Genomic DNA, 24,226 nt, shown 5'->3' on the forward strand with positions numbered 1-24,226 from the left:
GCCGCCGATGCCTCCGCCGGTGGCGCTGTGGCAAACTGCCCCGCTGCACGGGGCCTTGCGGCATGAACTCCGGCGGCCCGCGAGTGCTAGAGTTGCGCCATCCATGCTCGACAAGCTCGACATCGCCCGCGCCCTCCGCGAGACGGGCACGCTCCTCCTGATCAAGGGGGAGAACCCGTTCAGAGCGCGCGCTTACGAGACGGGGGCCGAGGCGCTGGAGCAGCTCACGGACGACCTCGGCGCGCTCGTCCGGGGCAAGAAGCTCACCGGCATCAAGGGCATCGGCCCGGCGCTCGCCGCCCAGATTGCCGAGCTCTACCAGACGGGGCGCTCCGGGCAGCTCGAGGAGCTCCGCGCCGAGCTCCCCAGCGGCGTGCTGGAGCTCGCCCAGGTGCCGGGCATGAGCCTCAAGCGGATGAAGGCGCTCCACGAGGCGCTCGGCATCGGCAGCGTGGAGGAGCTGAAGCGGGCCTGTCTCGCCGGGAAGGTCCGGGCGGTGAAGGGCTTCGGGGCAAAGACCGAGGCGAGCCTGCTCGAGGGGATAGCCCGCTACGAGGTGCGCGACGAGCGCGTCCTGCTCGTCGACGCGCTCGAGGCGGCCGAGCCGCTCCTCGCCCACGTGCGCGGCTGCGAGGCGACCGAGCAGGCCGATCTCGCGGGCTCGATCCGGCGCTGGGAAGAGACGGTGACGGCCATCGACCTCGTGGCCGCGGCGGACGACGCCGCGCAGGTGATCGACTGCTTCGTCCGGTCCCCGCAGGTCGCCGAGGTCGAGGAGCGCGGCGACGCGCGTTGCAGGGTGAGGCTCTCGGGCGGCCTGCGCGGCGAGCTCCTCTGCGTGCCGCCCCGGGACTACGCGGCCGCGCTTCACCACCGGACGGGGGCGCCCGAGTACCTCTCGGCGCTCGGCGCGCTCGCGCGCGAGCTGGGGCTCACGCTCGACGAGAGAGGGCTCTCGCGGGGCAAGAAGCGCCTCTCCGTGAAGACCGAAGAGGACCTCTACGAGCACATCGGCATTCCGTACATCGCGCCCGAGCTCCGCGAGAGCGCGGAGGACATCGTCGCTGCCGTGGAGCGCGCCGCGCGGGCGGGCCGCGCGGGCGAGCTCGTCGAGGAGGGCGATATCCAGGGGATGGTGCACTGCCACACGGTGTACTCGGACGGCAAGAACACGATCGAGGAGATGGCCCTGGAGGCCGAGGCGATGGGGATGAAATACATCACCATCACCGATCACTCGCCCGCCGCCCATTACGCGAACGGCGTCGGCCTCGACCGGCTGAAGCAGCAGTGGGACGAGATCGCCCGCGTCCAGGAGCGCGTGAGCGTGAAGCTCCTCCGAGGCACCGAGTCGGATATCCTCGAGTCGGGGAAGCTCGATTATCCGGACGCGATCCTGGAGCAGCTCGACGTGGTCATCGCGAGCATCCACTCGCGCATGAAGATGGACGCCGACCAGATGACGCGCAGGCTGGTCAGCGCCATGCGGCTGCCGGTCTTCAAGATCTGGGGGCACGCGCTCGGCCGGCTCATCCAGCGGCGCGAGCCGTTCGCGTGCCGCGTCGAGGAGGTGCTCGACGCCGTGGCCGAGTCGAGGGCCGCCGTCGAGGTGAACGGGGACCCGTACCGCCTCGACATGGAGCCCCGGTGGATCAAGGAGGCGCGCAAGCGCGGTATCCGCTTCGTGATCTCGACGGACGCACACTCGACGCGCGCGCTCCACAACCTGCGGTTCGGCGTGGGGACCGCGCGGCGAGGCGGCCTCCGCCGGGGCGAGGTGCTGAACGCGCTCGGCCCGGCCGCGTTCCAGAAGGCGGTCCGGCCCGCCTGATCGCATCGGCGTGCGGCCCGGACGCCGCGAAGGCCGCTTCGGTCCAGAGGTCGGCCGTCCGCGGCAACCCTGCGCGACCCACGCCATCCATGCGACGCGCGTGACGCGCGCGTCATCGCTGGCACCACCTCGACAGACGGTGCGCGTCGTGTGACCGTTGAGCTGTCATGCCAATGCCCCTGCCGACCCCTGCGCCCGCAGAGAACATCGTCGCTCTCATCGGGCACACCCCGATGATCCAGGTGACTCAGCTCGACGCCGGCCCGTGCGAGCTCTTCCTCAAGATGGAGAGCCAGAACCCGGGCGGCAGCATCAAGGATCGCATCGGCCTGTCGATGATCGAGGCGGCCGAGCGCGCCGGCCAGCTCGGGGGCGAGCGGCGCCACGTGGTCGAGGCGACGGCGGGCAACACCGGGCTCGGCCTGGCGCTCGTCGCGGCGCAGAAGGGCTACCGGCTCACGCTCGTGATCCCGGACAAGATGAGCCAGGAGAAGGTGTTCCACCTGAAGGCGCTCGGCGCGCAGGTGGTGATGACGCGCTCCGACGTCGAGAAGGGCCACCCGAGCTATTACCAGGACCTGGCCGCCCGCATCGCGCGCGAGGAGGGCGCGTTCTACGTGAACCAGTTCGAGAACCCGGCGAACGCGCTCGCCCACGAGACCGGGACGGGCCCCGAGATCGACGCGCAGCTCGATCGAAGGATCGACGCGATGGTGTGCGGCGTCGGCTCCGGCGGCACCATGACAGGGCTCTCGCGCTACTTCGCCAAGGCGCAGCCGCGCTGCGAGATGGTGCTCGCCGATCCGGAGGGCTCGGTGCTGGCGGGCTATGTCAAGACCGGCAAGCTCGGCAAGGCGGGCTCATGGCTCGTGGAGGGCATCGGCGAGGACTTCCTCCCCTCGATCCTCGACCTCTCCCGCGTCAAGCTCGCTTATACGATCTCCGACCGGGAGAGCCTGGAGACGGCGCGGCTGCTGCTCTCCAGGACGGGCATCCTCGCCGGCTCGTCGTCCGGGACGCTGCTCGCGGCGGCCCTGCGTTATTGCCGCGAGCAGTCGTCGCCGAAGCGCGTCTGCACCCTCGTCTGCGACAGCGGCAACAAGTACCTGTCGAAGATGTACAACGATTTCTGGATGGCCGATCAGGGCTTCACCGATCGCGCGCCGACAGGGGATCTGCGCGACGTGATCACGCGCCGCCACGCCGACAGGGCGGTGGTCACGGTGCAGCGGTCGGACGCGCTCCTCGTGGCCTATGCGAGGATGAAGCTCTACGACGTGTCGCAGCTGCCCGTCCTGGAGGACGGCAAGATCGTCGGGTTGGTGGACGAGTCCGACCTCCTCCTCGCCGCCGTCGACGACGTGACGCGCTTCCGAAAGGCGGTGGAGACGGCGATGACGACGCGGCTCCGCACGGTCGACGTGCGGACGCCGATTCGGGATCTCCTTCCGATGTTCGACGCGGGGCTCGTGCCGATCGTGACCGACGGCGACGAGTTCGTCGGGCTGGTCACCCGCATCGATCTGCTCAACTACCTGCGACGCCGGGTGAAGCTGCACGAGGTCTGAGCCGGCCCGGCGCGAGGGCCCGGCCTCCACCTTGTGGCGGCAGCGGGCTTGTGGTGACATGTGCGCCATGCAAAAGGCGCAGGGAACCGGCGTGGTCAGCTTCTTTCATGCGGGCGTCAGGGGGGCCGCGGCGTACACGCTGTGCTCGGCGGCGTTCGCCCTCTCGGCGTGCGCGCCCGCTGCGGCGTCGCCGCCCGCCGCGGCGCCGCCGTCCGCGCCGCAGGCCGCGCCCGCGGTCCTCGACATCGCCGCGGCGCGGGTGGTCGATCTGACGCACCCGATCACGCCGGAGATGCCGCTGTATCCTGGCAGCAAGCCGTATGCATCGGAGACGGTCCGCACCGTCGAGAAGGACTCGTACTACCTCAACCGGTTCTCGATGGACGAGCACGCGGGCACGCACGTGGACGCGCCGGCGCACTTCAAGGCCGGAACGCCGACGGTCGAGCAGATCGCGCCGGAGCAGCTCGTGGGGCCGGCGGCGGTCGTGGACGTGACGGCGAAGGTCGCGGCGAGCCCAGACCACCAGGTCACCGTGGACGATCTCCGGGGCTGGGAGGCGCGGCACGGGGCGCTCGGCGCGAGGCACATCGTGCTGATCCGGACGGGGTGGGGGGCCCGCTGGTCCGAGCCGGCGAAGTTCCTGAACCAGGACGCGAAGGGCGTGATGCACTTTCCCGGGGTCTCCGTGGAGGCGAGCCGCTACCTGAGCGAGCGCGGCGTGCGGTGCGTGGGCATCGACACGCTGTCGACCGATCCGGGGCCGAGCCAGACGTTCGATCAGCACAAGGCGTTCCTCGGCGCGGGCGGCTACCACATCGAGAACCTGGCCAACCTGGAGCAGCTCCCCGAGGCCGGGGCGGTCGTGGTGGTGGCGCCGCTCCCGCTCTCGCGCGGCAGCGGCGCGCCCGCCCGGGTGCTGGCGCTGGTGCCGGCCGCCGGCAAGCCGTCGAGGTAGCGCGGTGCTGGAGCCGCGTCGCTCTGGTTCGTCGCTGATCGCGTGTTAGGGAGTGCTGAGCTGCCCGGTCCCCATGGACGCTGAACCAGGGACTGAACGGCGCACGAGCTGGAGCCGCGGCGCGCTAGCGAAGAAAGACGGTGATCACACGGGAGGTCGACTCCTGGCTGCCGGTGAGGTTGTTGACGCAGCTCGGGTAGTACATGCCGTTCGTGTTGAGCGCCTCGCAGTAGGAGGCGCACGACCCGCGGATGCTGATCATCCCGCATTGCTGGACGGCCCCGCCGCTGGTGAGGTGACCGGCGGCGCACTCCCGCATAAGCGACCGTACATAGCTGCGATTGGCCTCGTCGTAGCAGGCGTTCAGGTAAGGAGAGGGGACAAACAGATTGCCCCAGAAGGCGCCTTCCAGACGCGTGTAGGCCGTGAGCTCGGGGGTACCGGCCTTGTCGAGGGCCGAGGGAGTGCCCCGCGAGGAGATCGTCACGGAGACGCCGTACCAGTTCGTCCGCGACGCGAGGCACGCCGAGATCCACTGCTGGTTGTATAGGTCGAGCGCCTTGGTGCTCCAGTCCGGAACGAGGCCGATGATTCCCCAGTATACCTCGTTGTGCACCTTGCCCGAGCCATCGATCACGAGAAGCTGAACGACTGCGACGGGAGGAACGCACAGCCGACCACATAGTTGAGGAGCTGGCGCGAGAGATCACCCGCCGCCCCCGGATCCCGGATCGCGCTCAGGGCCGCCGAGCTCAATGCGTTGGGGTTGAGGGCGTTGGCGCTGAGGGCATTGGGGTTGAGGGCATTGGGGTTGAGCGCGTTGACGAACTCGAGCGCGCTAGGGGCAACTCCTACGACGCTCTCGTCCTCTTCCTGAACTGCGATGCAGCCTACCAAGGACGCGAGCGAGAGCGCTGCGAACGCAGCGATGCCGATCCGGTACATCGTCGGCCCCCGGGTTCGTCCCTTCGTGGCCTTGGCGAAGAGCGGCCTGGGTGTACCGATGACTAGCCATCATGTCCAGTGCTCAACAGGCGATTTGTGAAGAATTCTCAAGTCGTTGGGGTCAGGGCTGCTCTGTCCACGGCGTGCAGGATGAGCGCATGGCCGCGTGTCGCGTTCGTCGCGCTCCGTCTGAGACCCAGTGAGGAGCGGTGGATGATCGAAATCTCACACGGCATGAAGGCTCGGCAGAACGACGGCGAGCGGCCTGTGAGTCGTTCCCATTTGCAGTGTGGCGATGGTTGCGTGCTCGGAGCCGAAGGCAATGGCGTGGGGCACACCGATGACGACCGCGTCGCCGAGCGCTTCGATCGGCGTTGTCAGGGGAGGGCGTGCACGGGGGGGCCGAGCGGGCGGTGGTCGAGCTGCTCGGGTCTGCGGCCGGGATCACCCGGGGCCGATCTCGCCCTCGCCGCGCGGGCCCTGCGCCGGAGGCGGCGAGGTTGGTTCCGGGGAAGGCTGCGCGCCCTGCGCCGGCGGCGCGGAGGCCGGGGCCGTCGTGGTGGTCGCGCCGCTGCCGCTCGCGCGCGGCAGCGGCGCGACCGTCCGGGTGCTGGCGCTGGTGCCGGCCTCCGGCGAGCCGGCGAGATAGCACGGCACCAGCACCGCGTTGCGTCAGCGCGGAGGACGTGGCCGACTTCATCCGAGCATGCGCAGGTCGACGTCAACGCACTTACATGGACGTCCAATCCGGAACGGAAGTTGACGGCCGCTGCTTGCGACAGCCTGCAGCACTGCTGGCTGTCCCCAGCAACCGACCCCCCTTCGCGCTCGTGACACCCGGTCGATTCGCACCTTCAGAACCGTTGATTCCATGCCGAAGACGCGCGGGCCTGCGGTGCGTTCCCCGCGGGCCAGGCGCGCAGCGCCGACGGCACGCAGCCTGCTAGCAGGTCAGGACAGCAGGCGCGCAGCGCGAAACCTGCTTCCTGTCGGCACCGGCCGGCGACCACCTCCGCGAATCGCGTCGTGATCACGGCGTGATCGCGTCGCAGGGGTTCGTCGGCTCGTCCGAACGACATGGCGTGAGCGGCGCGGAGCGTACACCGCAAACACAGGAGTGAGCATGAGAACGATCTCTTCGAAGTGCAGCGTGTCGGCCTTGGTGATTGGCGTCTCGATGGCCTTGGGGTGTTCTTCCGGTTCCGGTGGCTCGTCCTCCGACGGCGATCCGCAGACCGGAGACGGCGCGCTCGCGATCGTCAACGGACACGTGACCGACGAGGGCGCCGGGTCTCACGACCACAGCCTCGCCGGCGAGAGCACCGTCGCGAACACGAAGACGGTCCGCGTCTCTCATCTGCTCGAGAGCGGAGCACTCGAGTCGCTGGCAGAGACCACGATCGACGCGGCGGGGGCCTTCTCCGCGGAGGTCCCGGTGGACGCAAAGCCGCTCATCGTGCAGGCCCTCGACGGCTCGGGCCAGGTGATCGGCTCCGCGTTCCTCGATGCGGCAGGGAGCGCCGCGGGCGAGATCGCCGTCGCGGCGCCGATCTCGACCGAGAGCTCGGTCGAGGCGCTCGTGCTCATCGATCTCGCCGCCAGCGTCGCGGTGGACGCCACCGTGGCGACGGACGTGCGCGCGCTCGTCGATGCGGAGCTCGCCGCCGCGGTCGCGGCCGCGGCGTCGGCCGGCGCCGAGACCAAGGCGGTCGTGAAGGCGATCGCGGGGGCGACCCTGGGGGCGCACCACGCGGAGCTGCGCGCGCTCGCAGCCGCGGGCGCGGACATCGACGCGGACGCGCTCGCCAGCGCGGAGCTGGAGGCCGCCCAGACCCTGAACGCGGCGCTGGACAGCGAGGTTCCCGCCGGCGAGGCGACCGCTCAGTTCCTCGCGGAGGTCGACGCCGCGCTGGACGCCGCAGGAGCCGCCGCCGACGTGCGCGCCCAGGCGCAGGCCGCGGCGAGCATGACCTTCCGCGCCGCGCTCAGCGCTGCGCTCGACGCGTCCGCGGACGTAGAGGTGGTCCTCTTCGCCTGCGCCCACGCCGCCGCACAGCTGGAGGCGCGCGCGACCGCGGAGGCGACCACGGAGATCGCCAAGCTGAGCGGCGCCGCGCAGGCCACCGTCGACGCGGTCGCGGACGCAGGCGCCAAGCTGAAGGCGGACGTGGCCGCGGCAGCCAGCGTGGACGCGATCACGACCGCGCGCGCCGACTTCGTCGCGAGCCTCTCCGGCGAGGCGCAGCCCGAGGCCGACGGTGCGCTCGGCCTCCTGGCGGGCGCCACCGCCGAGGCCAAGGCGGCGCTGCGGACGGTCCTCGATGCCACGGTCGACCTCAACGCGCAGCTCGACGCCGACCTGAAGGCCGCGCTCTCGGCCTACCTCGACGCCGAGGCGGACGCCGGCGCGAGCGCGTCGGCCAGCCTCGACGCCGAGCTGGACGGCATCGTCGAGGCCTATGCGAAGTTCGCGGCGGGGATCGAGGCGCTCGCGCCGACGCTCACCGCGGCGGCCGTCAGCGACGCGCAGGCCGGGGCGGTGACCCAGGTCCTCTGCTCCGCGCAGACCATGTTCCGCACGCCGATGTGATCCGAGGTCGCCGCGGCCGGGTTCGACCGTGAACATGGGAGGGCGAACCGGGGAACTCCTCCACGCCCTCCTCCCGGTTGGATGCGGTGTCATGACCCCTTGCCGGGCCGCCCGGCACGTCGGTGCCAGGGATGGTCCACGGACGCTCAGGCGTCGGTCGCCAGGACGCCATGCCGGCGAAGCAGCTCCCGCAGGTAATTGCGATCCATCCGCGCCGCCCGCGCCGCGCGCGAGACATTGCTGCCGTTGGTGCGGATCAACGCGTGGACATAAGCGCGTTCCCAGAGCGTGATGACTCGCTCTTTCGCCTCACGAAATGACAGCGACAGATCGTCCTCCCTGAAGACGTTCTCGCGAGCTTCCCCCTGCGCCGCCTCGCCATCGGTCGCCGCGCCCTCCCGCCAGAGGACCGGATCCCCGAGCAGCACGGCCCGCTCGACCGCGCCGCGCAGCTCGCGGACGTTGCCCGGCCAGTCGTGGCGCGCCATCGCCTCCACGAGCCCCAGGGGCGGTTTGGCCCCGTCGGCGAACTGCCGGTAGAAGTGCGCGACGAGCAGCGGAATGTCCTCGCGGCGCTCCCGCAGCGACGGGACGCGTATCCGGACCACGTTCAGCCGATAGAAGAGATCGGAGCGGAAGTTGCCCCGGTTCACCTCCTGGCGCAGATCGCGGTTCGTGGCGGCGATCACCCGCACGTCCAGGCGGATCGGGTCGAGGCTGCCGACCCGCCGTATCGTCCGCTCCTCCAGGGCGCGAAGCAGCTTGGGCTGCAGGTCGAGCCGTAGCTCGCCGAGCTCGTCGAGCAGCACCGTCCCCCCGCGCGCCGCCTCGAAGGCGCCCGCCCGCGCCTGCTGCGCGCCCGTGAAGGCCCCCTTGGCGTGCCCGAACAGCTCGGACTCGATGAGCGTGGGTGGGATGGCGCCGCAGTCGATCACGACGAACGGCCCCGAGGCGCGGCGGCTCTGCTGATGGATGAGCTCGGCGAAGAGCCCCTTGCCGGTGCCGGTCTCCCCTTCGAGGAGCACCGTCGAGTCGGATGCCGCGACCCGCGGCAGCATGGCAAAGATTCGCCGCATCGCGGTGCTCTGCCCGAGGACGCGCCCGGAGAGGTCCTCGTCGCCGAGCGGCTCGCGGATCTCGTCCGGAAGGACGTCGAAGCGGAGCGTGGACTGGCCCACGCCAATCAGCGCCCCCGGATCGAGGTACGCGGCCTCGACGCGGATCCCCGAGACCCTCGTGCCATTGGTGCTGCCGAGGTCCCGGAGCAGGAACCCCTGTGGCGTGACGGTGATGACGCAGTGGTGCCGCGACACGGCCTGGTCGGTCAGGACAAGCTGGTTGCCGCGGGCGGAGCCGATCACGAGCTCCGGCGCATCTGCCACCTGCGAGGCGCCCTGATCAGGGCCGAGCTGCACCTGGACGTGGAACCGGCTGAACGCCACCTCGCGGGGGCGCGCCTCCAGCACCGCCGTCGCGCCGACATCCTGGCAGGGGGGTCGCTCCGAGGCCATCGATCTCAGGCTACCACACGAGCGACCGGCCCGCGCTCCCGGGGCGCGTCGTCGTACGCCGAGGCAGGCAAGCGCCGAGCCTGCCCGGCGCGTCACGGGCTGCAGGGCGCGAACGAGTCGAGAGAGATGCTGCTATGCAGGCTCGTGGTGATGGCCTCCACGTAGCGGCCGCCTCCCGGCGTGTCACACGTGGAGTGGCCGTCCGCGTCGCGAGCGCAGGCGAGGGAGCACGGGCCAAGGAGGGTGACGCCGCACGTGGGCGAGACGCCGCAGATCCGCTGGACCGAATGTCCGCTCCAGTCGACGCCGCACGCCGCCATATCCGTGTTGTCGACGCAGGCGAACGCAGCCGGGCTGTCCGGATGGAAGAGGTTGCCGAACATCGTGGCATCCGGGGTGGTGAACTCGGACGGCGCGGCCCCCGGGCGCCCGGCGAGCGCCTGGTGGCTCCCCGTCATCCGGACCTCCACTTCCATGCTGAGGCCGTTGAGCGTCTGAAGCAGGCACGCTGTCATCCACCGCTGTGTCTCGACGTCGTCGAGAGGCGACGAACTCCACCGTGGCGCGAGGCCGACCGCGCCCTCGAAGGAGACCCCCGCGGCCCCACCGCGCAGCGCCTCGCCTTCAGGGAGCGCGCAGAGGACCATGTAGGAGAGGAGCCGCCGCCCCTCTGCGCTCACGAGCAGCGAGGTGTCGGTGAGCTCGCCGCTCGATCCCTCGAGCGGCACCTCGGCCAGGGCGCGCAAGGCTTGCTGCGTCGCGGATCGCCAGAAGAACGCAGGATCGTCTCCGTTCATGACGATGATCGCGTCCTGCTCCTCGGTGCGCGAGCTCATGCCGCTGTGCCGCTCTGCTCCACATCCGGCGATGAAGAGAGAAAACCCCGTTATGACAGCGCTGAACGCTCGTGAAATAAACATGATCCCCCCGAGGCGCGCGCGGCGCCGACCGCATGTGCTCGGCGAGCATGCTGTGCAAGGCGCAGGCCGGCCCTCTGCTTCAGCCGCCCGCCCCGGCAGGAGCAGGCCCTGCATGAGAAATGGCCGCGCCGCCGCGCGAAGCACGTGAGTCGTACAACACCCATGCGGCCGAGATCCGGCGGTGCCTGCATGTTGCAGCCCTCAGGTGCCGCATGGCCCAGCCAGCACCTTCTCGAGGGCGCGCGCGAGGCCGTCGAAGCGAGCCCGCCACGCCGGGTGCTCCCCCAGCATGGCCTGCGCCTCGTGCACGACCGCAGAAGCGTCGGCATCTCGCCGGTCCCGCAGGGCGAGGCGAGCCCGCCAGTACAGGATCTCCAGGAACTCATCGGCGAACAGCACGCTCCCCGCGCTGCTGGCTGCGCCCATCGCTTCATCCAACGTCTCATGGGCCACCGTCTCATGGGCCACCGTCTCATGGGCCACCGTCTCATGGGGACCGACGGCGCCCTCCACCTCGTCGATCAGCAGCGCCTGGAGCATCCGGAAGCACGCAAACGCAGCGTGCGCCCCGGGCTCTGGCGGGCAGGCGCCCGCTACCCAGGCGATGAGCTCGCGCGCCTCGTCGTGCTGCCCCGCCGTGGCCAGGAGCCGCGCGAGCAGCAGGGAGCACTCGGGCACCGGGCGCTCGATGAACCGCCGCTCCAGGACATGGGCCCGGCGGGCGAGCACGAGCGCGTCCTCGCGCCGGTCGCTCCAGTAGAGCAGCTCGGCGACGTTGTAGGTCGCCACGCGCTCCAGCCATGGGTTGCCGATCTCGCGCGCGAGCGAGATGACGCGCCGGAGATCCTCCGTGGCCCGGGACGGCGACTTCTTCAGCGTCCAGAGCACGACGCGGTTCATGTACGCGACGCACAGGTGCGGCAGATCGTGGACCCTTGCACAGAGGTCGATCGCCTCGCGCGCGCGCTCCTCTGCCTCGCTGAACGAGCCCGCGTGCGCCAGCTCGACCGGCAGGAGCAGCAGCGCGACGATCCGGCTGTCGTGATCGCCGAGCGCCTCCGCCTCGACGGCGCCCTTCTCCAGGAGCGCGATCGCCTGCGCCACCTGCGCCGTCCGCACGCACCTGCGTCCATCGGCCACCACGAGCCGGACCGCGAGCCGCGGTGAGCCCGACCGCGCGACGAGGGGGCGCGCCTGCTCCACGCGCCGCGCCGACCCCTCGTAATCCCCGGTCCAGTCGAGCAGGATGGCCTCTTCCAGGAGGATCTCGCCGACGAGCACCTCGTCGGCGAGGCGCTCGCCTAGCTCGCGCGCCGTGCTCAGATCCTCGATGGCTTCCCGCGTCCGGTGCGCTCGGTAGCGTATCCTGCCCCGGCCCGCGAGCGCGAGCGCGCGCCGGCGCAGGTCCGCCGCGGAGATGTGCTCGAGGGCCGCACTGTAGTGCTGGTCGGCCTCGACGTGTCGGTGAGCCGAGAGCGCGATGTCCCCGAGCTTCACGTAGGCTTCCGCCGCCTCCTCGGTCGCTCCGCACGCGCTCGCGTGCCGCGCCAGCGAGGCAAGGGTCTCCGGGGTCGCATCCCCGGCGGAGACCCGCGCTCGCCAGAAGGCCAGCGCGTACCGGTGGGTGTCCCTGCGGTGCTCCGGATGGAGCGGCTCGATCACCGAGTCCCGGAAGACGCCGCTCTGGAATGCGTACCGCTCGCCTAGCGTGCGCGACGCGCGCGGCGCGCGCTCCAGGATGCCCCGCTCGACCAGCGCGCTCAGGCCGAAGCCCGCGTCTACCGGCGACCCGGCCCCACCGGCCCGATCGGCGGCGTCCTGGACCCACTCCAGCTCCGCCCTGGTGAACGAGGCCCCGAGCACCGCGCAGAGCCGCGCGCACGCCGCGAGCTCCGGCGGCAGCGCTTCGAGCCTCCGCAGGGCCAGCCACTGCCACCCAGGCGAAGGCGAAAGGCCTTCGGGCGCCGCGGTCGCCGCGTAGTAGCTGCCCGTGTTCGACCGCTGGCGCACGATCCCGGCCCGCTTCAGCTCCCGGACGATCGCCACAAGGCACGCCGGATTGCCGCCGGCCCACGCGGCGAGCCGCCTCAGCGTGTCCGCCGGCGGGTACTCCGCCGGCAGGAGGAGCTCCGCCGCGAGCCGCATCCCGGCGCCCTCGTCGAGCGGCAAAAGCGCCCTCTTTTCGAAGCGTTGCGTGCGGGTACCCCACCCGGGGCGGAGCTGCTCGAACCGCGGATGCGCGGCGACCACGACCCAGAGCGCCACGCCGGCGCCGTCGAGCGTCGCGACCTCGAGCGCATCGAGCAGCGCGTCGTCCGCCCAGTGCGCGTCGTCGAGGATCACGGCCACCGGCCCGCGGCGCGCGCGCCGGCGGAGCCCTTCCGCGATCGCCCGCAGGAGCTCGTGGTCGCGCGACGCGCTGCCGGACGGGGCGCCCCACCCGAGCGCCGCCGCCACGGACGGCCACGCCGCGCGCCCGATCTCCTGGCCGAGCCGCTCCACGCAGAACGCCTCGACGTCGGCCGGCGGCCTCTCCTGCGCGCCCAGCGCGGCGCGCAGGATCTCCTCCACCTCTCGCGCGACCTCGCACGAGAGCGGCTGCGCCGCGCGCATCGAGAGCACCAGCGCCTCCGGATGGAGCGATCGCGCCACGGCAGCCGCCTCGTTCGCGAGGCGCGTCTTGCCGAGGCCGGCGTCGCCGAGCAGCGTCATCAGGCCGGGACACGTGCCGTCAAAGGCCGCGGCGGCGCTCGCCGCCAGCGCCTCGACGACCTCGCTCTGCCCGAGCAGGGGCACCTCGCCGTCGACCGCGCCCGTCGCGGTCGACGCGCCCATCGCGGCCGCGGCGCCTGTCGATGGTGGCGTGGGTTCGGTCTCCACCAGCACGCGCTCGATCTCCGCGCTGAGCACGACCCCGGACCAGGGTTCGGGCGGCAGCCAGCCTTCCGGGCGATCGACCGCCGTGCCATAGGCGACGGGCGCGCACCTGCCCTTCCGGCGCACGCTGACGCCCGCGAGGTGGAGCCCCGCGCGCGCGTCGCGCCGGCCGGCGAGCTCCCACGCGGCGGCGAGCGCCGCCTGCGCCGGATGCTCGATGTCGCGGCCCGAGAACAGCGCCACGAGGCGGCGTCCGCGCTGGCGGACGACGAGCCCCTTGCGGCTCGCCAGCGCGGCGACGGCCGACGGCACGGCGCCGCTGACGTCCGCGACAAGCACCACGACCGGCTCGCGCCCGTCCGCGATGAGCCGGGCGCTCCCCGCGCTCTCGGGCAGCTCGGCCGGGGCCGCGGGCGGGGCCGCCTCCACGGCGACAGCGCCGCTGGCGAGGAGAGCCCCCACGACAGCGCCGCTGGCGCGGCCAGCGCCCGCCGCGGCGAGGGCGCGTCGGAGCAGCGACACGCTCGCGGGCCGGCGGTCTGGATCCTTGGCGAGGCATGCGAGCACGACGTCCTCGATCGCGGCCGGGACGGCGGCCAGCTCGGTCGGGCGCGGCGGACGCAGCGCGAGGTGGCCGTGCTCGATGGCGCCCGCGTCGCCGACGAACGGCGGTCGCAGCGTCAGGAGCTCGAACAGGATCACGCCGAACGCGTAGATGTCGGCGCGCGCGTCGATCGCGAGGTCCCCGCGCGCTTGCTCGGGCGACATGTAGACGGGCGTCCCAACGACGGTCCCGACGCGCGTGAGCTCGGCGCCGGTCGCCTCGGCGCCGGCGCCCCGCTTGGCGAGGCCGAAATCGAGCAGGACCACGCGCTCCTCCGCGCCGGGAAGGCCTCGCCCCGCGGCGCCGGCGCGCGCTCCGCTGTCGCTCGCTGGCACGAGGAAGGCGTTCTCCGGCTTCACGTCGCGGTGGATCACCTCCCGGGCATGCGCCGCCTCGAGCGCGACGAGCAGCGCATCGGCTCGCCCGAGCGCCCAGCCCGGGTCCGGCGGCCCGGGCAGCGCCGCGAGGTCGGCCGCGAGCGTGCGCCCTCGCAGCCGCTCCATGGCGATCCACGGCCGGCCATCGTCGAGCCTCCCCTGCCCGTACAGGCGCGGCACGTGCGGGGGGCCGATCCGCTCGAGAGCGCCGGCCTCGCGCTGGAAGCGCGGCTCGCTCTGCTCCGCGTCGATCAGGCCGACCTTGACGGCGACCGGCACCTCGTCGCGCTCGCGCCAGCCTGCCCAGACGGCAGCGAAGCCGCCCAGACCGAGGAGCTCGGTCAGACGGAAGCCCTCGACGCGCGGCGCTGAGCCGCGGGCCTCTGCGGGCGCAGGCCCAGGCGGCGGCCCGCCGTGCCGGGGGCACGAGGCCGCCTCTGCGATCCGCCTGTGGCACGATGGACAGCGATGCAAATCGGTTTTCCCTTCGCAACGGGCGCGGACCGGGGCCGTGAGCGGCGCTCATGATATCGTTGTTGCCCGGCGCATGGCACGAACCACGGAAACGGAAGACGACACGCTCCCCAGCTCACATACCCCTTCCGCGCTGGCGATGGCGGCCGTGGCTCATCAGCCGAGCGCCCTCGACGACGCCACACTTCGGATACGGGAGGCCGAGGCCACGCGCACGCAGGAGGACCCGTCGCCCGATCCGCTGCCCCGCACCCTGCCGCGGGGGGCTCGCGTCGGCGACTACATCCTCGATCGCCCCCTCGCCCGGGGTGGCTTCAGCTTCGTCTATCGCGCCACGCACGCCGAGCGCGGCACCGCCGCGGCGCTCAAGGTCCTTCACGCCGACCTCGCCTCGGATCTCGATGCGGTCGTCCGCTTCGCGCGGGAGATCGAGGCGATACAGCGCCTGAATCATCCGAACGTGGTCGCGATCCTCGATCACGGGCGGCTCAGCAGCCGTGGTGCCCCCTACTATGTCATGGAGCTGCTCGAGGGCTGTAGTCTCGACGAGCACCTCCGCGCCCGCGGACGCCTGCCCGCCACGGACGTGCTCGCGCTCCTGGAGCCGCTTTGCAGCGCGCTCGACGCGGCGCACCGCTGGGGGATCGTGCACCGGGATATCAAGGCATCGAACGTCTTTCTCGCCGAGCAGGGCGGGCGGCGGAGGGTGGTGCTGCTCGACTTCGGCGTGGCCAAGCTGCTCGATGCGCCGGGGCCTGCGCTCACGTCGTCGCGGCACATCGTCGGGACCCCGACGTGCATCAGCCCGGAGCAGATCCTCGGCGAGTCGATCGACTCCCGCGCTGATGTCTACGCGCTCGGGGTGCTGACGTACCGGATGCTCGTCGGCGAGCCGCCCTTCGTCGAGCGCTCCTATCCGATGCTGCGCCAGCTGCACCTCTACGTGGACCCGCCGCGCCCGAGCACCCGGGCGCGCGTCCATCCCGCCTTGGATGAGGTGATCCTCCGCGCGATGAGCAAGGATCGCAGGGAGCGCCCCCCGACGATCACGGCCTTTCTGGGCGAGCTGAGGGCCACGGTGGAGGCGAGCGGCGGGACAGGCGCGCTGTCTTCTGCCGCGCGCGAGCGGCAGGCGCTCGCGCTCTACGCCGAAGTGCACGTCGAGCCGAGCGCCCTCGAGGAGCCGGAGGATGGATTGCTCGCCGATCTCGAGGTCATCCTCCCCTTCATCGCCGCCGAGCTCGTCAGCGCCGGTCTCACGACCATGGTGCAGACCGGCAGCAGCATGCTTTTCACGGTGGATCGTCCCGACGACCCGGCCGGGGACAGGGAGGCGCGCCGCCAGGTGGTGCGCACGGCGCTCGCGATTTACCAGCGGCTCGAGGCCCGCTCCGGGCGCGATCCCAGGGTCGATGTGCGCCTGTGCCTCCACGCGGGAGAGCTCACGGATACCGGCAAGGGCTCGCCCGCAGCCGGCAAGCTGCTGGAGGTCGCGGCGTGGGTGCCAGACCAAGCCGGAGAGGGCGTCTTCGCTTCACCCGAGCTCCTGTCCGATCTGGAGATCGCAACGGCAGGAGAAGAGGGCGCGCTCCGCCGGATCACAGCGCCACGGACACGACAGGGCTGATCACCCGCCCCACACGCCCAGCGCGCCGAGGATCAAGCGTGTCCTCGACCTCTCGCGTGTCAAAGGTGTGAGCCGCGCGCGCGGGCACGGGCCCGCGCGCAGCGATACCCGCCTCGGTCGTCGCGTCGGGCGGGCGCGCCGCTCGCGGCGCGCCGCTCGCGGCGCGGCGCGAGCGCCCGTCGGCGTGCCTTGTGCGGGCAGCGGGCTCGTGGTGAGCTGTGCGCCATGCAGGAGGCGCACGGAGCTTTCGTGATCGACCTCGCCACGGCGCGGGTGGTCGATCTGACGCACCCGATCACCCCGGAGATGCCGCTGTTTCCCGGCGACGAACCCTATGTGTCGGAGACGCTCAGCACCATCGAGAAGGACGCGTATTGCTCCAATCGGTTCTCGATGGCCGAGCACGCGGGCACGCACGTGGACGCGCCGGCGCACTTCACGGCCGGGGCGGCGACCGTCGAGCAGATCGCGCCGGAGCAGCTCGTCGGGGCAGCGGCGGTCGTGGACGTGACGGCGGCCGTGGCGGCGAGCCCGGACCACCGGGTCACCGTGGACGATCTCCGGAGCTGGGAGGCGCGGCACGGCGCGCTCGGCGCGAGGCATATCGTGCTGATCCGGACGGGCTGGGGGGCTCGCTGGTCCGATCCGGCGAGGTACCTGAACCAGGACCCCCGGGGCGTCATGCACTTTCCCGGGGTGTCCGTGGAGGCGAGCCGCTACCTGCGCGAGCGCGGCGTGCGCTGCATCGGTATCGATACGCTGTCGACCGACCCGGGGCAGAGCGAGACATTCGAGCAGCACAGGGCCTTCCTGGGCGCTGGCGGCTACCACATCGAGAACCTGGCCAATCTGGAGCAGCTGCCGGAGGCCGGGGCGATCGTGGTGGTCGCGCCGCTCCCGCTCGCGCGCGGCAGCGGCGCGCCGGCCCGGGTGCTGGCGCTGGTGCCGGCCTCCGGCGGCCCGGCGAGCTAGCGCGGCGCGCATCCCCGGGCAGGATCGGGCGGCGGCTGTGGCGTTGCGCATTGCAGCGCGCCAGCACCCCTGGCTGCTTCCTGACCTGCCGCACGCGTCGCGTCACCTTCCGCCCAGGGTACGGATCGGCGCAGGCACGCCTGCGGGCGCAGCTCGGCGTCGTCCTGGCCTCGTCGCCCTGCGCTGGCGCCGTGTCGCCTGTTTGCATACCGCCCCCCGCGACGGTCGTACGAGGTGCTGCTCCCCGCGCCGGAGCGACCACACGGAGCTTCGCGTCCTGCCTGGGATTCGGTATCCTCTCGACTCCCCCCTCGGGAGGTGTCCGGGCGTATGAAGTTTGAAAAAGACGTCCTTCTGGCCGGCAAATTCCGCCTGGAGCGAGAGCTATCACACGGCGGGATGGGCTCGATCTGGGTGGCGCAGCACGTACAGCTCGGCACGCTCGTCGCGGTCAAGTTCATGCGCGACTCGTTTGCGCGGCTGCCGGTGCTCCGGGCGCGCTTCGAGCGGGAGGCGCGCGCCGCCGCGCAGCTCAAGAGCCCTCATATCGTGCAGGTCCACGATTTCGGCTTCGAGGAGGAGGACGAGGTGCCCTACCTCGTCATGGAGCTCCTGCAAGGCGAGGACCTCAGCAAGCGCCTCCAGCGGTGCGGCCGCCTCTCGCTCCCGGAGACGCTGCACATCATCGTCCAGGCCGGGAAGGCGCTCCGCTGCGTCCATGAAGCGGGGTTCGTGCACCGCGACCTCAAGCCCGCCAACTTCTTCCTGGCGCGCGTCGACGGCGAGGACGGCGAGATCGTGAAGCTGCTCGACTTCGGGATCGCGAAGGACGTCTCGGCGGTGCTCGCGGCCGATATCTCGGCCACGGGCGAGGTGATGGGCTCGCCCAACTACATGAGCCCGGAGCAGTTCTATGGCGAGCGGGACGTGGACGCGCGCAGCGATCTCTGGTCGCTCGGGGTCATCCTGTTCAAGATGCTCACGGGGCAGCTGCCGTTCCCGGGCGACGCGATCGGGCGCGTGGTCACGAAGGTGATCCTCGGCACGGTGCCGTCGGCGCGCGAGCTCGCCCCCGATCTGCCCAGCGGCATCGACGCGTTCTTCGCGCGGGCGCTGGCGCGCGATCGGGACAAGCGGTTCCAGAACGTGCGCGACATGGTCAACGAGCTCGCGCGCGTCGCGGGCGCGCCGCCGTTCTTCTCGCTCGTGGGGGAGACCTCGCTGGGCGCCGGGTGGTCATCGCGGGGCCCCGGCGGGGGGCCCGGGCTCGCCGACCCCGGCACTCCGCCGGTGGCGCAGCTGACGACGATGCCCATCCAGCGGCGCTCGGACCCGAACGACGTCCGCGCCTCGACGCCGAACCCGCAATCGCTGCCGGGCACCTTGACCGGCGCGATCAACCTGTCGACGCCGCACACGGCGCGCGGCGCCATCGCGCGGGTCGCGGGGCGGGTCGCCATCGGGGCGACGATCGTCGCCGTGGGGGGCGGCCTGTTCATCGCCACGCTCAAGGGCGCATCGACCGACGGCGACCAGACCACGACCCAGGCGTCCGCGGCCGCTGCAGCGCCCGGGCCCGCCGCGCCGTCGAGCGGCGCGCCGGCCGGGCTCGCCGCGGTCCCCGCCATCGCGAGCGCTCCCGAGGCGCGCGCCGCGGCGACTCCCGCGGTGGTGCCGGCCCCGCTGCCGCTCGACCCGGGCGCGGGCGCGCCGGGCGCCGCCTCCCTGGCGCCGGCACAGGCATCCGCCGTCCCCTCCGCGGCGGCGGCGCGAAGCGCCGCGCCCGCGCGCCCAGCGTCTCCGGCCACCGCTCGGACCGCGTCGACAGCGGCGCCGCGCAAGGCACTACCGGCTCCTCGTAAGAAGTCCGGCAGCAGGCCGGACTGGGGGCTCTAGCCGGGTGGCTCCGCGTCCCCAGAGAGCAGGAATGCGCTTCCGAGCGGCGGTGATGGGTACGTTCCTCCTTGTCACGCTCGCCGGCGCGGAGGCGTCCGCGCAGGCGGCGCCCCCGTCGGCGAAGGCGCGGCAGGCGGCCGTCGCGTACGCCAACCAGGGGTGGACGGCCTACCGAGCACGCCGGTACCGGGACGCGCTCCAGGCCTTCCGCCGAGCCGAGGCCACGGTGCATGCGCCGACCTTCCTGATCATGGTCGCGCGCTCCTGCCACAAGCTCGGCCGCCTGACCGAGGCGCGCTCGGTCTACCAGGTCATCGTCGACGAACAGCTCCCGGCCGACGCCTCGCAGGCGTTCCGGCAGGCGCAGGCCGAGGCGAGGACGGAGCTCGAGGCCGTCTCGTCGCGCATCCCGACCGTGGAGATCACCGTGACGGGCGCGGGCTCGGGGGGCGCGCAGGTGGCGCTCGGCGGGCTGGACGTGCCGCCGTCGACGCCCGTCGCGCGCGATCCGGGCAGCCACACGCTCGCCGTGGGGGCGCCTGGACGACGCGGGCTGACGAAGGAGATCGTCCTCAAGGAGGGGATGAGGGCCAAGGTCGAGGTCGATCTCGCGGCCGGTAAGGTGCGGATCGAGAGCGACAGGACCGGGCGCGACCCGGGCGGCGAGCCGCAGCCGCTCGGCCCTGGGCAGGGTGCGGCCGACGGCAGCGCCCAGGAGGGCGGCGGGCCGCTCGGCCCTGGGCAGGGTGCGGCCGACGGCAGCGCCCAGGAGGGCGGTGACGCGGCGGATGGACGCCCGAGCCCGCGCAGCACCGCGGTCGTGTTCACGGGGCTCGCCGCGACGGCCGCGGGGACGGGGCTCGGCGTCGCGTTCGTGTTCCTCTCGAACGGGAAGGCGAGCTCGCAGCAGCGCCTCCTGGAGCCGGCCTGCACGGACCCTGCGCGCTGCCCCGGGCTCGACCTGCGCGAGTACAACGACCTGGGACACGCCAAGGCGGACCTCGCGAACGCGGCGGTCTGGAGCTTCCTGGCCGCGGGCGCGGCGGGGCTCGGCACGGCGGCGTACGTCCTCCTGACAGGGCAGCCCGACGCGCGGGACGCGACGGCGACCGGCCTTTCGGTGAGCCCCATGCCGGGCGGGCTCGTGATCAGCAAGCGCTGGTGAGGTTTCCGAAGAGAGGGATCGTCCCGATGGTGCGCATCGAATCTTGGACGTGGATGGGCCGGGCGCTCTCGACGATCGTCCCGCTGGTCGCGCTCACCGGGGGTAGCTGCGTCTTTTACAGCTACGAGGATGTCGTCCCCGGCACGGGCGGAACAGGCGGAACAGGCGAAACGAGCGGAACGAGCGCCAGCGCCGGTGGCACCGTGGAGCCTTGTGGGCAAGGGGGTGGCGGCTGCGGCGGGGCGCCCCCGGAGGGCTGCGATGGGCCGGGGAGCCATGTCTCGACTTGCCTTGTCGATGACGGCTTGCTCGCGCGGTATTTCCTCGATGCGTATGACGCCGATGGCAAGCTCGTCGACTCGGGACCGGAGCCGGGGCTCTCGCTCGACGTGGTGCCTGACGGAGAGAGGCTGACGCTGGAAGGCGAGGCGGGGCGCGTGGGCCTCCGCTGGACGACCCTGGGCGGCAACGCGCGCGTGGAGGCCGCGGTCTCTTCGACCGCCACGCCCCCGAGCAAGCTCCTCGTGTCGAAGGCGGCGCTCACGCTCGAGACCGTGGTGAGCGTGACGGACGCGGCGGTCGAGGGCGTGCCGGCTCGCATCCTGTACCTCGGGACCGATACAGGAGAGTTCGGGAAGTACTCGCTGAGCGCGGGCGACCCCGACGGGATGGGAAACCGAGAGCTGCAGTTCCACATCTACGCCGACTCCAAGACGCAGTTCGTGGGGCAGTGGTTCATCCCGCTCGAGGAAATGGAGCGGCCCTGCGTCCTGCACCTCGTGCTGAACGCCGCCGAGGGCGTCGTCGATCTCTACGTGAACGGCGATGTGCGAACGAACGAGATCCTGGAGCGGCCGCCCGCCGACTATGTCTTCACGTGGGCGGAGCCGACGTGGTATCTCGTGCTCGGAAACTCGCGGAAGGCCGGGCGCGCTCTTCGCGGCTCGATCCAGTATGCCGCGGTGTACGGCGAGCCGTTGACCCCCGGGCAGGTGAAGGCCAACGCCGCGACGCTGGCGAAGAGCGACGATGGCCCCGGGATGTGAGCTAGTGCGCGCCGCGCCCGCTCCGGGTTCGCGCTGGCGGCCGCGCCCCCTCGCGGCCGGAGAGCGCATAGGTCACCCCGCGCTCCAGCGTCCCCCGCGTCACGATCCCCCCCAGATCGGCCCCCAGCTCCACGAGCGCCTGCGCCACGCTCGGCCGGATCCCGGTGAGCACCACCTCGGCCCCGAGCAGCCGCGCGCTCCGCGCCGCCCGGATCAGCGCGTCCGCCACCTCCGGCCCCGCCTGCGGCACCCCCGTCACGTCGAGGATGGTGATCCGGGCGTGCTGGCGGGAGATCCCGTCCAGCAGCGTCTCCGTGAACTGCGCGCCCCGCTCGCGGGTCAGCTCGCCGACCAGCGGCGCCACCAGCACCCCGTCCGCAATGGGCAAGAGCGGCGTTGAGATCGCCCGTATCGTCTCTTGCTGCACGAGCAGCATCTTCTCCTGCAGGTGCCGGGTCCTCGCCTCGGCCCGCACCCGCTCGGTGATGTCCACCGCGATTGCCCCGCATCCGGAGACCCTGCCCTCCTCGTCGCGGAGCGCGAACCTGGTGCTCATGTACACGTGCGTCCCGTCGGCCAGCTCCATCTCGTCCTCGGAGGTGATGGGCTCGGACGACGCCATTGCCGCCCGGTCCTGCGTCGCGAACCGGTCAGCGATCTCCGCGGGGAACAGGTCGTGCTGGGTCTTCCCCATCAGCTCCTCGCGGGGCTTGCCGAGGAGCGCCTCGACCGGCGGGTTCAGCAGCGTGTGGCGGCCCTCGCTGTCCCGCGCGAACATGAGCATCGGCGCGTTCTGAATGAAGGCCTCCAGCAGCGCGGCGCCCCGGCGCCTCTGCGCCTCGGACTCCACGCGCGCGGTGACGTCGATGGTCACCACCGCCACGAAGCGGTTCCCGCTCGCGTCCTCGAACGCAACGTAGCTCGGCTCGGTCCAGAGCCGACGCCGCTCCTTGTAGAGCTCGCCCGGCTCGGTGTCGTAGGGGACCGGGGGCAGCGTGACCACCTCCCCGGCGAGCGCTCGGCGGAAGGCCTCGGCGTGGCCCGTCTTCACCGCCTGCGGATCCTCGAGAGCGTTGTACTTGCCGATGATCTGCTCGGGGCTGATGCGCCACCGCGCGCAGTCGGCCCGGTTGATCGCGACGAGGAGCCCGTCCGCGCGGTGGATCACCAGCGGTAGGGGCACCGCATCGAAGAGCGCGCGGTAAGGCACGCTGTCCGCGAGCTGGCGCTGCGCGTCGCGCGGCGCCGCGCCGGAGCCGAGCCTTCGCTCCAGCTCCTCCACGCGAGCCCGGAGCCGCGCGTTCTCTGCCTTGATTCGCTCGTCGCTCTGCCGGTCGATCTCCATCGTCCCCCCTGAGCCCTGCCTGATCTGCGACTCACGTGCGGCCGCTCGCCGCCGAGGAGAGCGCGCTCAGCCCCCCTGAGCCCTGCGCGCCGCTCTCCGCCCGCGGCCGCCCCGGAGTTCTTCTGCGCTGAAATGGTGCACCATCAGGCCGGCCCCGTGAAGTACTGAATCGGCCGGGGCTGGCTCGTTCTCGCGGGCTGGCGCGTCGACAGCGGTACTCCCACGCACGACCGACTCGCCCTCATCGCAGCCCCGCGCACCAACGACCGGGACCTGCCCTTCGTGCTCGCCGCCTCGTACATCGGAGCATCTCGGAGGCGCTATCGACACGGCGAAAGACACCTTCGATCCGGACGGACGCCGCTTCGTGTTTGCGTGGCTCCTGTTCCCGGAGAATGTGCTGTCGACCAGGGGCAGGTTCCGCGGCGCGGGCTCGCCGTCCGTGGCTAGGGAAGAAAGACGGTGATCACACGGGTGCTCGACTCCGGGCTGCCGGTGAGGTTGTTGACGCAGCTCGGGTAGTACATGCCGTTCGTGTTGAGCTGCTGGCAGTAGGCGGCGCACGACCCGCGGATGCTGAGCATCCCGCATTGCTGGACGGCCCCGCCGCTGTCGAGGTGACCGGCGGCGCACTCCCGCGAGAGCGACCGCACATAGCTGCGATTGGCCTCGTCGTAGCAGGCGTTCAGGTAAGGAGAGGGGGCAAACAGATTGCCCCAGAAGGCGCCTTCCATATGCGTGTAGGTCGTGAGCTCGAGGGTACCGGTCTTGTCGATGACCGCGGAGTTGCCCCGCGAGGAGATCGTCACGGAGACGCCGTACCAGTTCGTCCGTGACGCGAGGCACGCCGAGATCCACTGCTGGTCGTTATGGCCGAGCGGCTTGGTGCTCCAGTCCGGCACGAGGCCGATGATCCCCCTGTACTCCTCGTTGCGCACCGTGCCCGAGCCGTCGGTCCACGAGAAGCTGAACGACTGCGAGGGGAGGAACGCACAGCCGACCACATAGCTGAGGAGCTGGCGCGAGAGATCGCCGGCCGCGCCCGGATCCCGGATCGCGCTCAGGGCCGCCGGGCTCAATGCGTTGGGGTTGAGGGCGTTGGGGTTGAGGGCGTTGGGGTTGAGGGCGTTGGGGTTGAGGGCGTTGGGGTTGAGGGCGTTGGGGTTGAGGGCGTTGACGAACTCGAGCGCGCTAAGGGCAACTCCTAAGGAGTCCTCCTCCTCTTCCTGAACTGCGACGCAGCCGACCAAAGACACGAGCAAAAGCGCTGCGAAATCAGCGATGCTGATCCGGTACATCGTCGTTCCCCCCCCCCGGGTTCGTCCCTTCGTGCCCTCGTCGAAGGTCACATGGGGTGTACCGATGACTAGCCATCATGTCCAGTACTCAACAGGCGATTTGTGTAGAAATCTGAAGTCGTTGGAGTCAGGGGTGCTCTGTCCACGGCGTGCCGGGCGAGCGCCAGACCGCGTGTCGCGTTCGTCGCGCGCCGTCTGAGGCCCAGCAAGGAGCGTGGATGA

The 24,226-nt window shown here is 71.7% G+C and carries 17 protein-coding genes; 9 read left to right on the forward strand and 8 right to left on the reverse strand.

Going from position 1 to position 24,226, the window contains the following annotated elements; all coding sequences use genetic code 11:
- Positions 1 to 103 precede the first annotated feature (103 nt).
- The 3 genes from WME82_RS47440 to WME82_RS47450 all read left to right on the forward strand — a co-directional run bounded on the left by WME82_RS47440 (position 104) and on the right by WME82_RS47450 (position 4,357).
- The gene (locus tag WME82_RS47440; RefSeq protein WP_438040705.1) at positions 104 to 1,831 is read left to right on the forward strand and encodes a helix-hairpin-helix domain-containing protein; all 1,728 of its coding nucleotides are present in this window, start codon (positions 104 to 106) and stop codon (positions 1,829 to 1,831) included.
- Between the two features lie 173 nt (positions 1,832 to 2,004).
- Positions 2,005 to 3,399, forward strand: a complete 1,395-nt coding sequence (locus WME82_RS47445) for a pyridoxal-phosphate dependent enzyme (protein WP_438045003.1) — start codon at positions 2,005 to 2,007, stop codon at positions 3,397 to 3,399.
- 67 nt (positions 3,400 to 3,466) lie between these two features.
- Positions 3,467 to 4,357, forward strand: coding sequence for a cyclase family protein (locus WME82_RS47450; protein ID WP_438040706.1), 891 nt, complete (start codon positions 3,467 to 3,469; stop codon positions 4,355 to 4,357).
- Between the two features lie 124 nt (positions 4,358 to 4,481).
- Here the strand turns inward: WME82_RS47450 and WME82_RS47455 are convergent, their stop codons facing one another.
- The 3 genes from WME82_RS47455 to WME82_RS47465 form a co-directional block, all read right to left on the reverse strand.
- Entirely contained in the window at positions 4,482 to 4,994 is a 513-nt protein-coding gene (locus WME82_RS47455; RefSeq protein WP_438040707.1) for a hypothetical protein, read from the reverse strand.
- Entirely contained in the window at positions 4,991 to 5,302 is a 312-nt protein-coding gene (locus tag WME82_RS47460; RefSeq protein ID WP_438040708.1) for a hypothetical protein, read from the reverse strand. The genes WME82_RS47455 and WME82_RS47460 overlap by 4 nt, the downstream gene beginning before the upstream one ends.
- A 444-nt stretch (positions 5,303 to 5,746) precedes the next feature.
- The gene (locus WME82_RS47465) at positions 5,747 to 5,959 is read right to left on the reverse strand and encodes a hypothetical protein (protein WP_437855162.1); all 213 of its coding nucleotides are present in this window, start codon (positions 5,957 to 5,959) and stop codon (positions 5,747 to 5,749) included.
- Between the two features lie 466 nt (positions 5,960 to 6,425).
- On the opposite strand from WME82_RS47465, the gene WME82_RS47470 reads away from it, so the two are divergent.
- Entirely contained in the window at positions 6,426 to 7,892 is a 1,467-nt protein-coding gene (locus WME82_RS47470; RefSeq protein WP_438040709.1) for a hypothetical protein, read from the forward strand.
- Between the two features lie 146 nt (positions 7,893 to 8,038).
- Here WME82_RS47470 and WME82_RS47475 read toward each other — a convergent pair whose 3' ends face one another.
- The 3 genes from WME82_RS47475 to WME82_RS47485 form a co-directional block, all read right to left on the reverse strand.
- Positions 8,039 to 9,403 carry a sigma 54-interacting transcriptional regulator gene (locus tag WME82_RS47475; RefSeq protein ID WP_438040710.1) on the reverse strand — a complete coding sequence of 455 codons (1,365 nt, stop codon included), beginning with the start codon at positions 9,401 to 9,403 and terminating at the stop codon, positions 8,039 to 8,041.
- A gap of 92 nt (positions 9,404 to 9,495) precedes the next feature.
- Positions 9,496 to 10,239 (reverse strand): hypothetical protein, encoded by a 744-nt coding sequence (locus WME82_RS47480; protein ID WP_438040711.1) that lies wholly within the window; start codon positions 10,237 to 10,239, stop codon positions 9,496 to 9,498.
- Positions 10,240 to 10,524: 285 nt separating this feature from the next.
- Positions 10,525 to 14,655 (reverse strand): protein kinase domain-containing protein, encoded by a 4,131-nt coding sequence (locus WME82_RS47485; protein WP_438040712.1) that lies wholly within the window; start codon positions 14,653 to 14,655, stop codon positions 10,525 to 10,527.
- A gap of 139 nt (positions 14,656 to 14,794) precedes the next feature.
- Here WME82_RS47485 and WME82_RS47490 point away from each other — a divergent pair, with 139 nt between their 5' ends.
- From WME82_RS47490 to WME82_RS47510, 5 genes are all read left to right on the forward strand, one after another.
- Positions 14,795 to 16,282, forward strand: a complete 1,488-nt coding sequence (locus WME82_RS47490) for a serine/threonine-protein kinase (RefSeq protein WP_438045004.1) — start codon at positions 14,795 to 14,797, stop codon at positions 16,280 to 16,282.
- 225 nt (positions 16,283 to 16,507) lie between these two features.
- Positions 16,508 to 17,254 carry a cyclase family protein gene (locus tag WME82_RS47495; protein WP_438040713.1) on the forward strand — a complete coding sequence of 249 codons (747 nt, stop codon included), beginning with the start codon at positions 16,508 to 16,510 and terminating at the stop codon, positions 17,252 to 17,254.
- A gap of 330 nt (positions 17,255 to 17,584) precedes the next feature.
- The gene (locus WME82_RS47500; RefSeq protein ID WP_438040714.1) at positions 17,585 to 19,150 is read left to right on the forward strand and encodes a serine/threonine-protein kinase; all 1,566 of its coding nucleotides are present in this window, start codon (positions 17,585 to 17,587) and stop codon (positions 19,148 to 19,150) included.
- Positions 19,151 to 19,181: 31 nt separating this feature from the next.
- Positions 19,182 to 20,315, forward strand: coding sequence for a tetratricopeptide repeat protein (locus tag WME82_RS47505; RefSeq protein WP_438040715.1), 1,134 nt, complete (start codon positions 19,182 to 19,184; stop codon positions 20,313 to 20,315).
- 26 nt (positions 20,316 to 20,341) lie between these two features.
- Positions 20,342 to 21,361: a hypothetical protein gene (locus WME82_RS47510; protein WP_438040716.1), complete on the forward strand. Its 1,020-nt coding sequence runs from the start codon at positions 20,342 to 20,344 to the stop codon at positions 21,359 to 21,361.
- A gap of 1 nt (position 21,362) precedes the next feature.
- On the opposite strand, the gene WME82_RS47515 is transcribed toward WME82_RS47510, so the two are convergent.
- Complete coding sequence (locus WME82_RS47515) at positions 21,363 to 22,706, reverse strand: PAS domain-containing protein (RefSeq protein WP_438040717.1); 1,344 nt, start codon at positions 22,704 to 22,706, stop codon at positions 21,363 to 21,365.
- 446 nt (positions 22,707 to 23,152) lie between these two features.
- On the reverse strand, positions 23,153 to 24,004 hold the full coding sequence (locus tag WME82_RS47520; RefSeq protein ID WP_438040718.1) for a hypothetical protein: 852 nt from the start codon (positions 24,002 to 24,004) through the stop codon (positions 23,153 to 23,155).
- Between the last annotated feature and the right edge of the window lie 222 nt (positions 24,005 to 24,226).

This window comes from Sorangium sp. So ce128, assembly GCF_051525245.1.
Lineage (GTDB): Bacteria > Myxococcota_A > Polyangia > Polyangiales > Polyangiaceae > Sorangium > Sorangium cellulosum_B.

Excerpts from the sequence above, each read along its gene's own strand:
- WME82_RS47440 (WP_438040705.1), top strand. The coding sequence starts at position 104 with ATGCTCGACAAGCTCGACATCGCCCGCGCCCTCCGCGAGACGGGCACG.
- WME82_RS47445 (WP_438045003.1), top strand. The coding sequence starts at position 2,005 with ATGCCCCTGCCGACCCCTGCGCCCGCAGAGAACATCGTCGCTCTCATC.
- WME82_RS47450 (WP_438040706.1), top strand. The coding sequence starts at position 3,467 with ATGCAAAAGGCGCAGGGAACCGGCGTGGTCAGCTTCTTTCATGCGGGC.
- WME82_RS47460 (WP_438040708.1), bottom strand. The coding sequence starts at position 5,302 with ATGTACCGGATCGGCATCGCTGCGTTCGCAGCGCTCTCGCTCGCGTCC.
- WME82_RS47470 (WP_438040709.1), top strand. The coding sequence starts at position 6,426 with ATGAGAACGATCTCTTCGAAGTGCAGCGTGTCGGCCTTGGTGATTGGC.
- WME82_RS47475 (WP_438040710.1), bottom strand. The coding sequence starts at position 9,403 with ATGGCCTCGGAGCGACCCCCCTGCCAGGATGTCGGCGCGACGGCGGTG.
- WME82_RS47480 (WP_438040711.1), bottom strand. The coding sequence starts at position 10,239 with ATGAGCTCGCGCACCGAGGAGCAGGACGCGATCATCGTCATGAACGGA.
- WME82_RS47490 (WP_438045004.1), top strand. The coding sequence starts at position 14,795 with ATGGCGGCCGTGGCTCATCAGCCGAGCGCCCTCGACGACGCCACACTT.
- WME82_RS47495 (WP_438040713.1), top strand. The coding sequence starts at position 16,508 with ATGCAGGAGGCGCACGGAGCTTTCGTGATCGACCTCGCCACGGCGCGG.
- WME82_RS47500 (WP_438040714.1), top strand. The coding sequence starts at position 17,585 with ATGAAGTTTGAAAAAGACGTCCTTCTGGCCGGCAAATTCCGCCTGGAG.
- WME82_RS47505 (WP_438040715.1), top strand. The coding sequence starts at position 19,182 with ATGCGCTTCCGAGCGGCGGTGATGGGTACGTTCCTCCTTGTCACGCTC.
- WME82_RS47510 (WP_438040716.1), top strand. The coding sequence starts at position 20,342 with ATGGTGCGCATCGAATCTTGGACGTGGATGGGCCGGGCGCTCTCGACG.
- WME82_RS47515 (WP_438040717.1), bottom strand. The coding sequence starts at position 22,706 with ATGGAGATCGACCGGCAGAGCGACGAGCGAATCAAGGCAGAGAACGCG.
- WME82_RS47520 (WP_438040718.1), bottom strand. The coding sequence starts at position 24,004 with ATGTACCGGATCAGCATCGCTGATTTCGCAGCGCTTTTGCTCGTGTCT.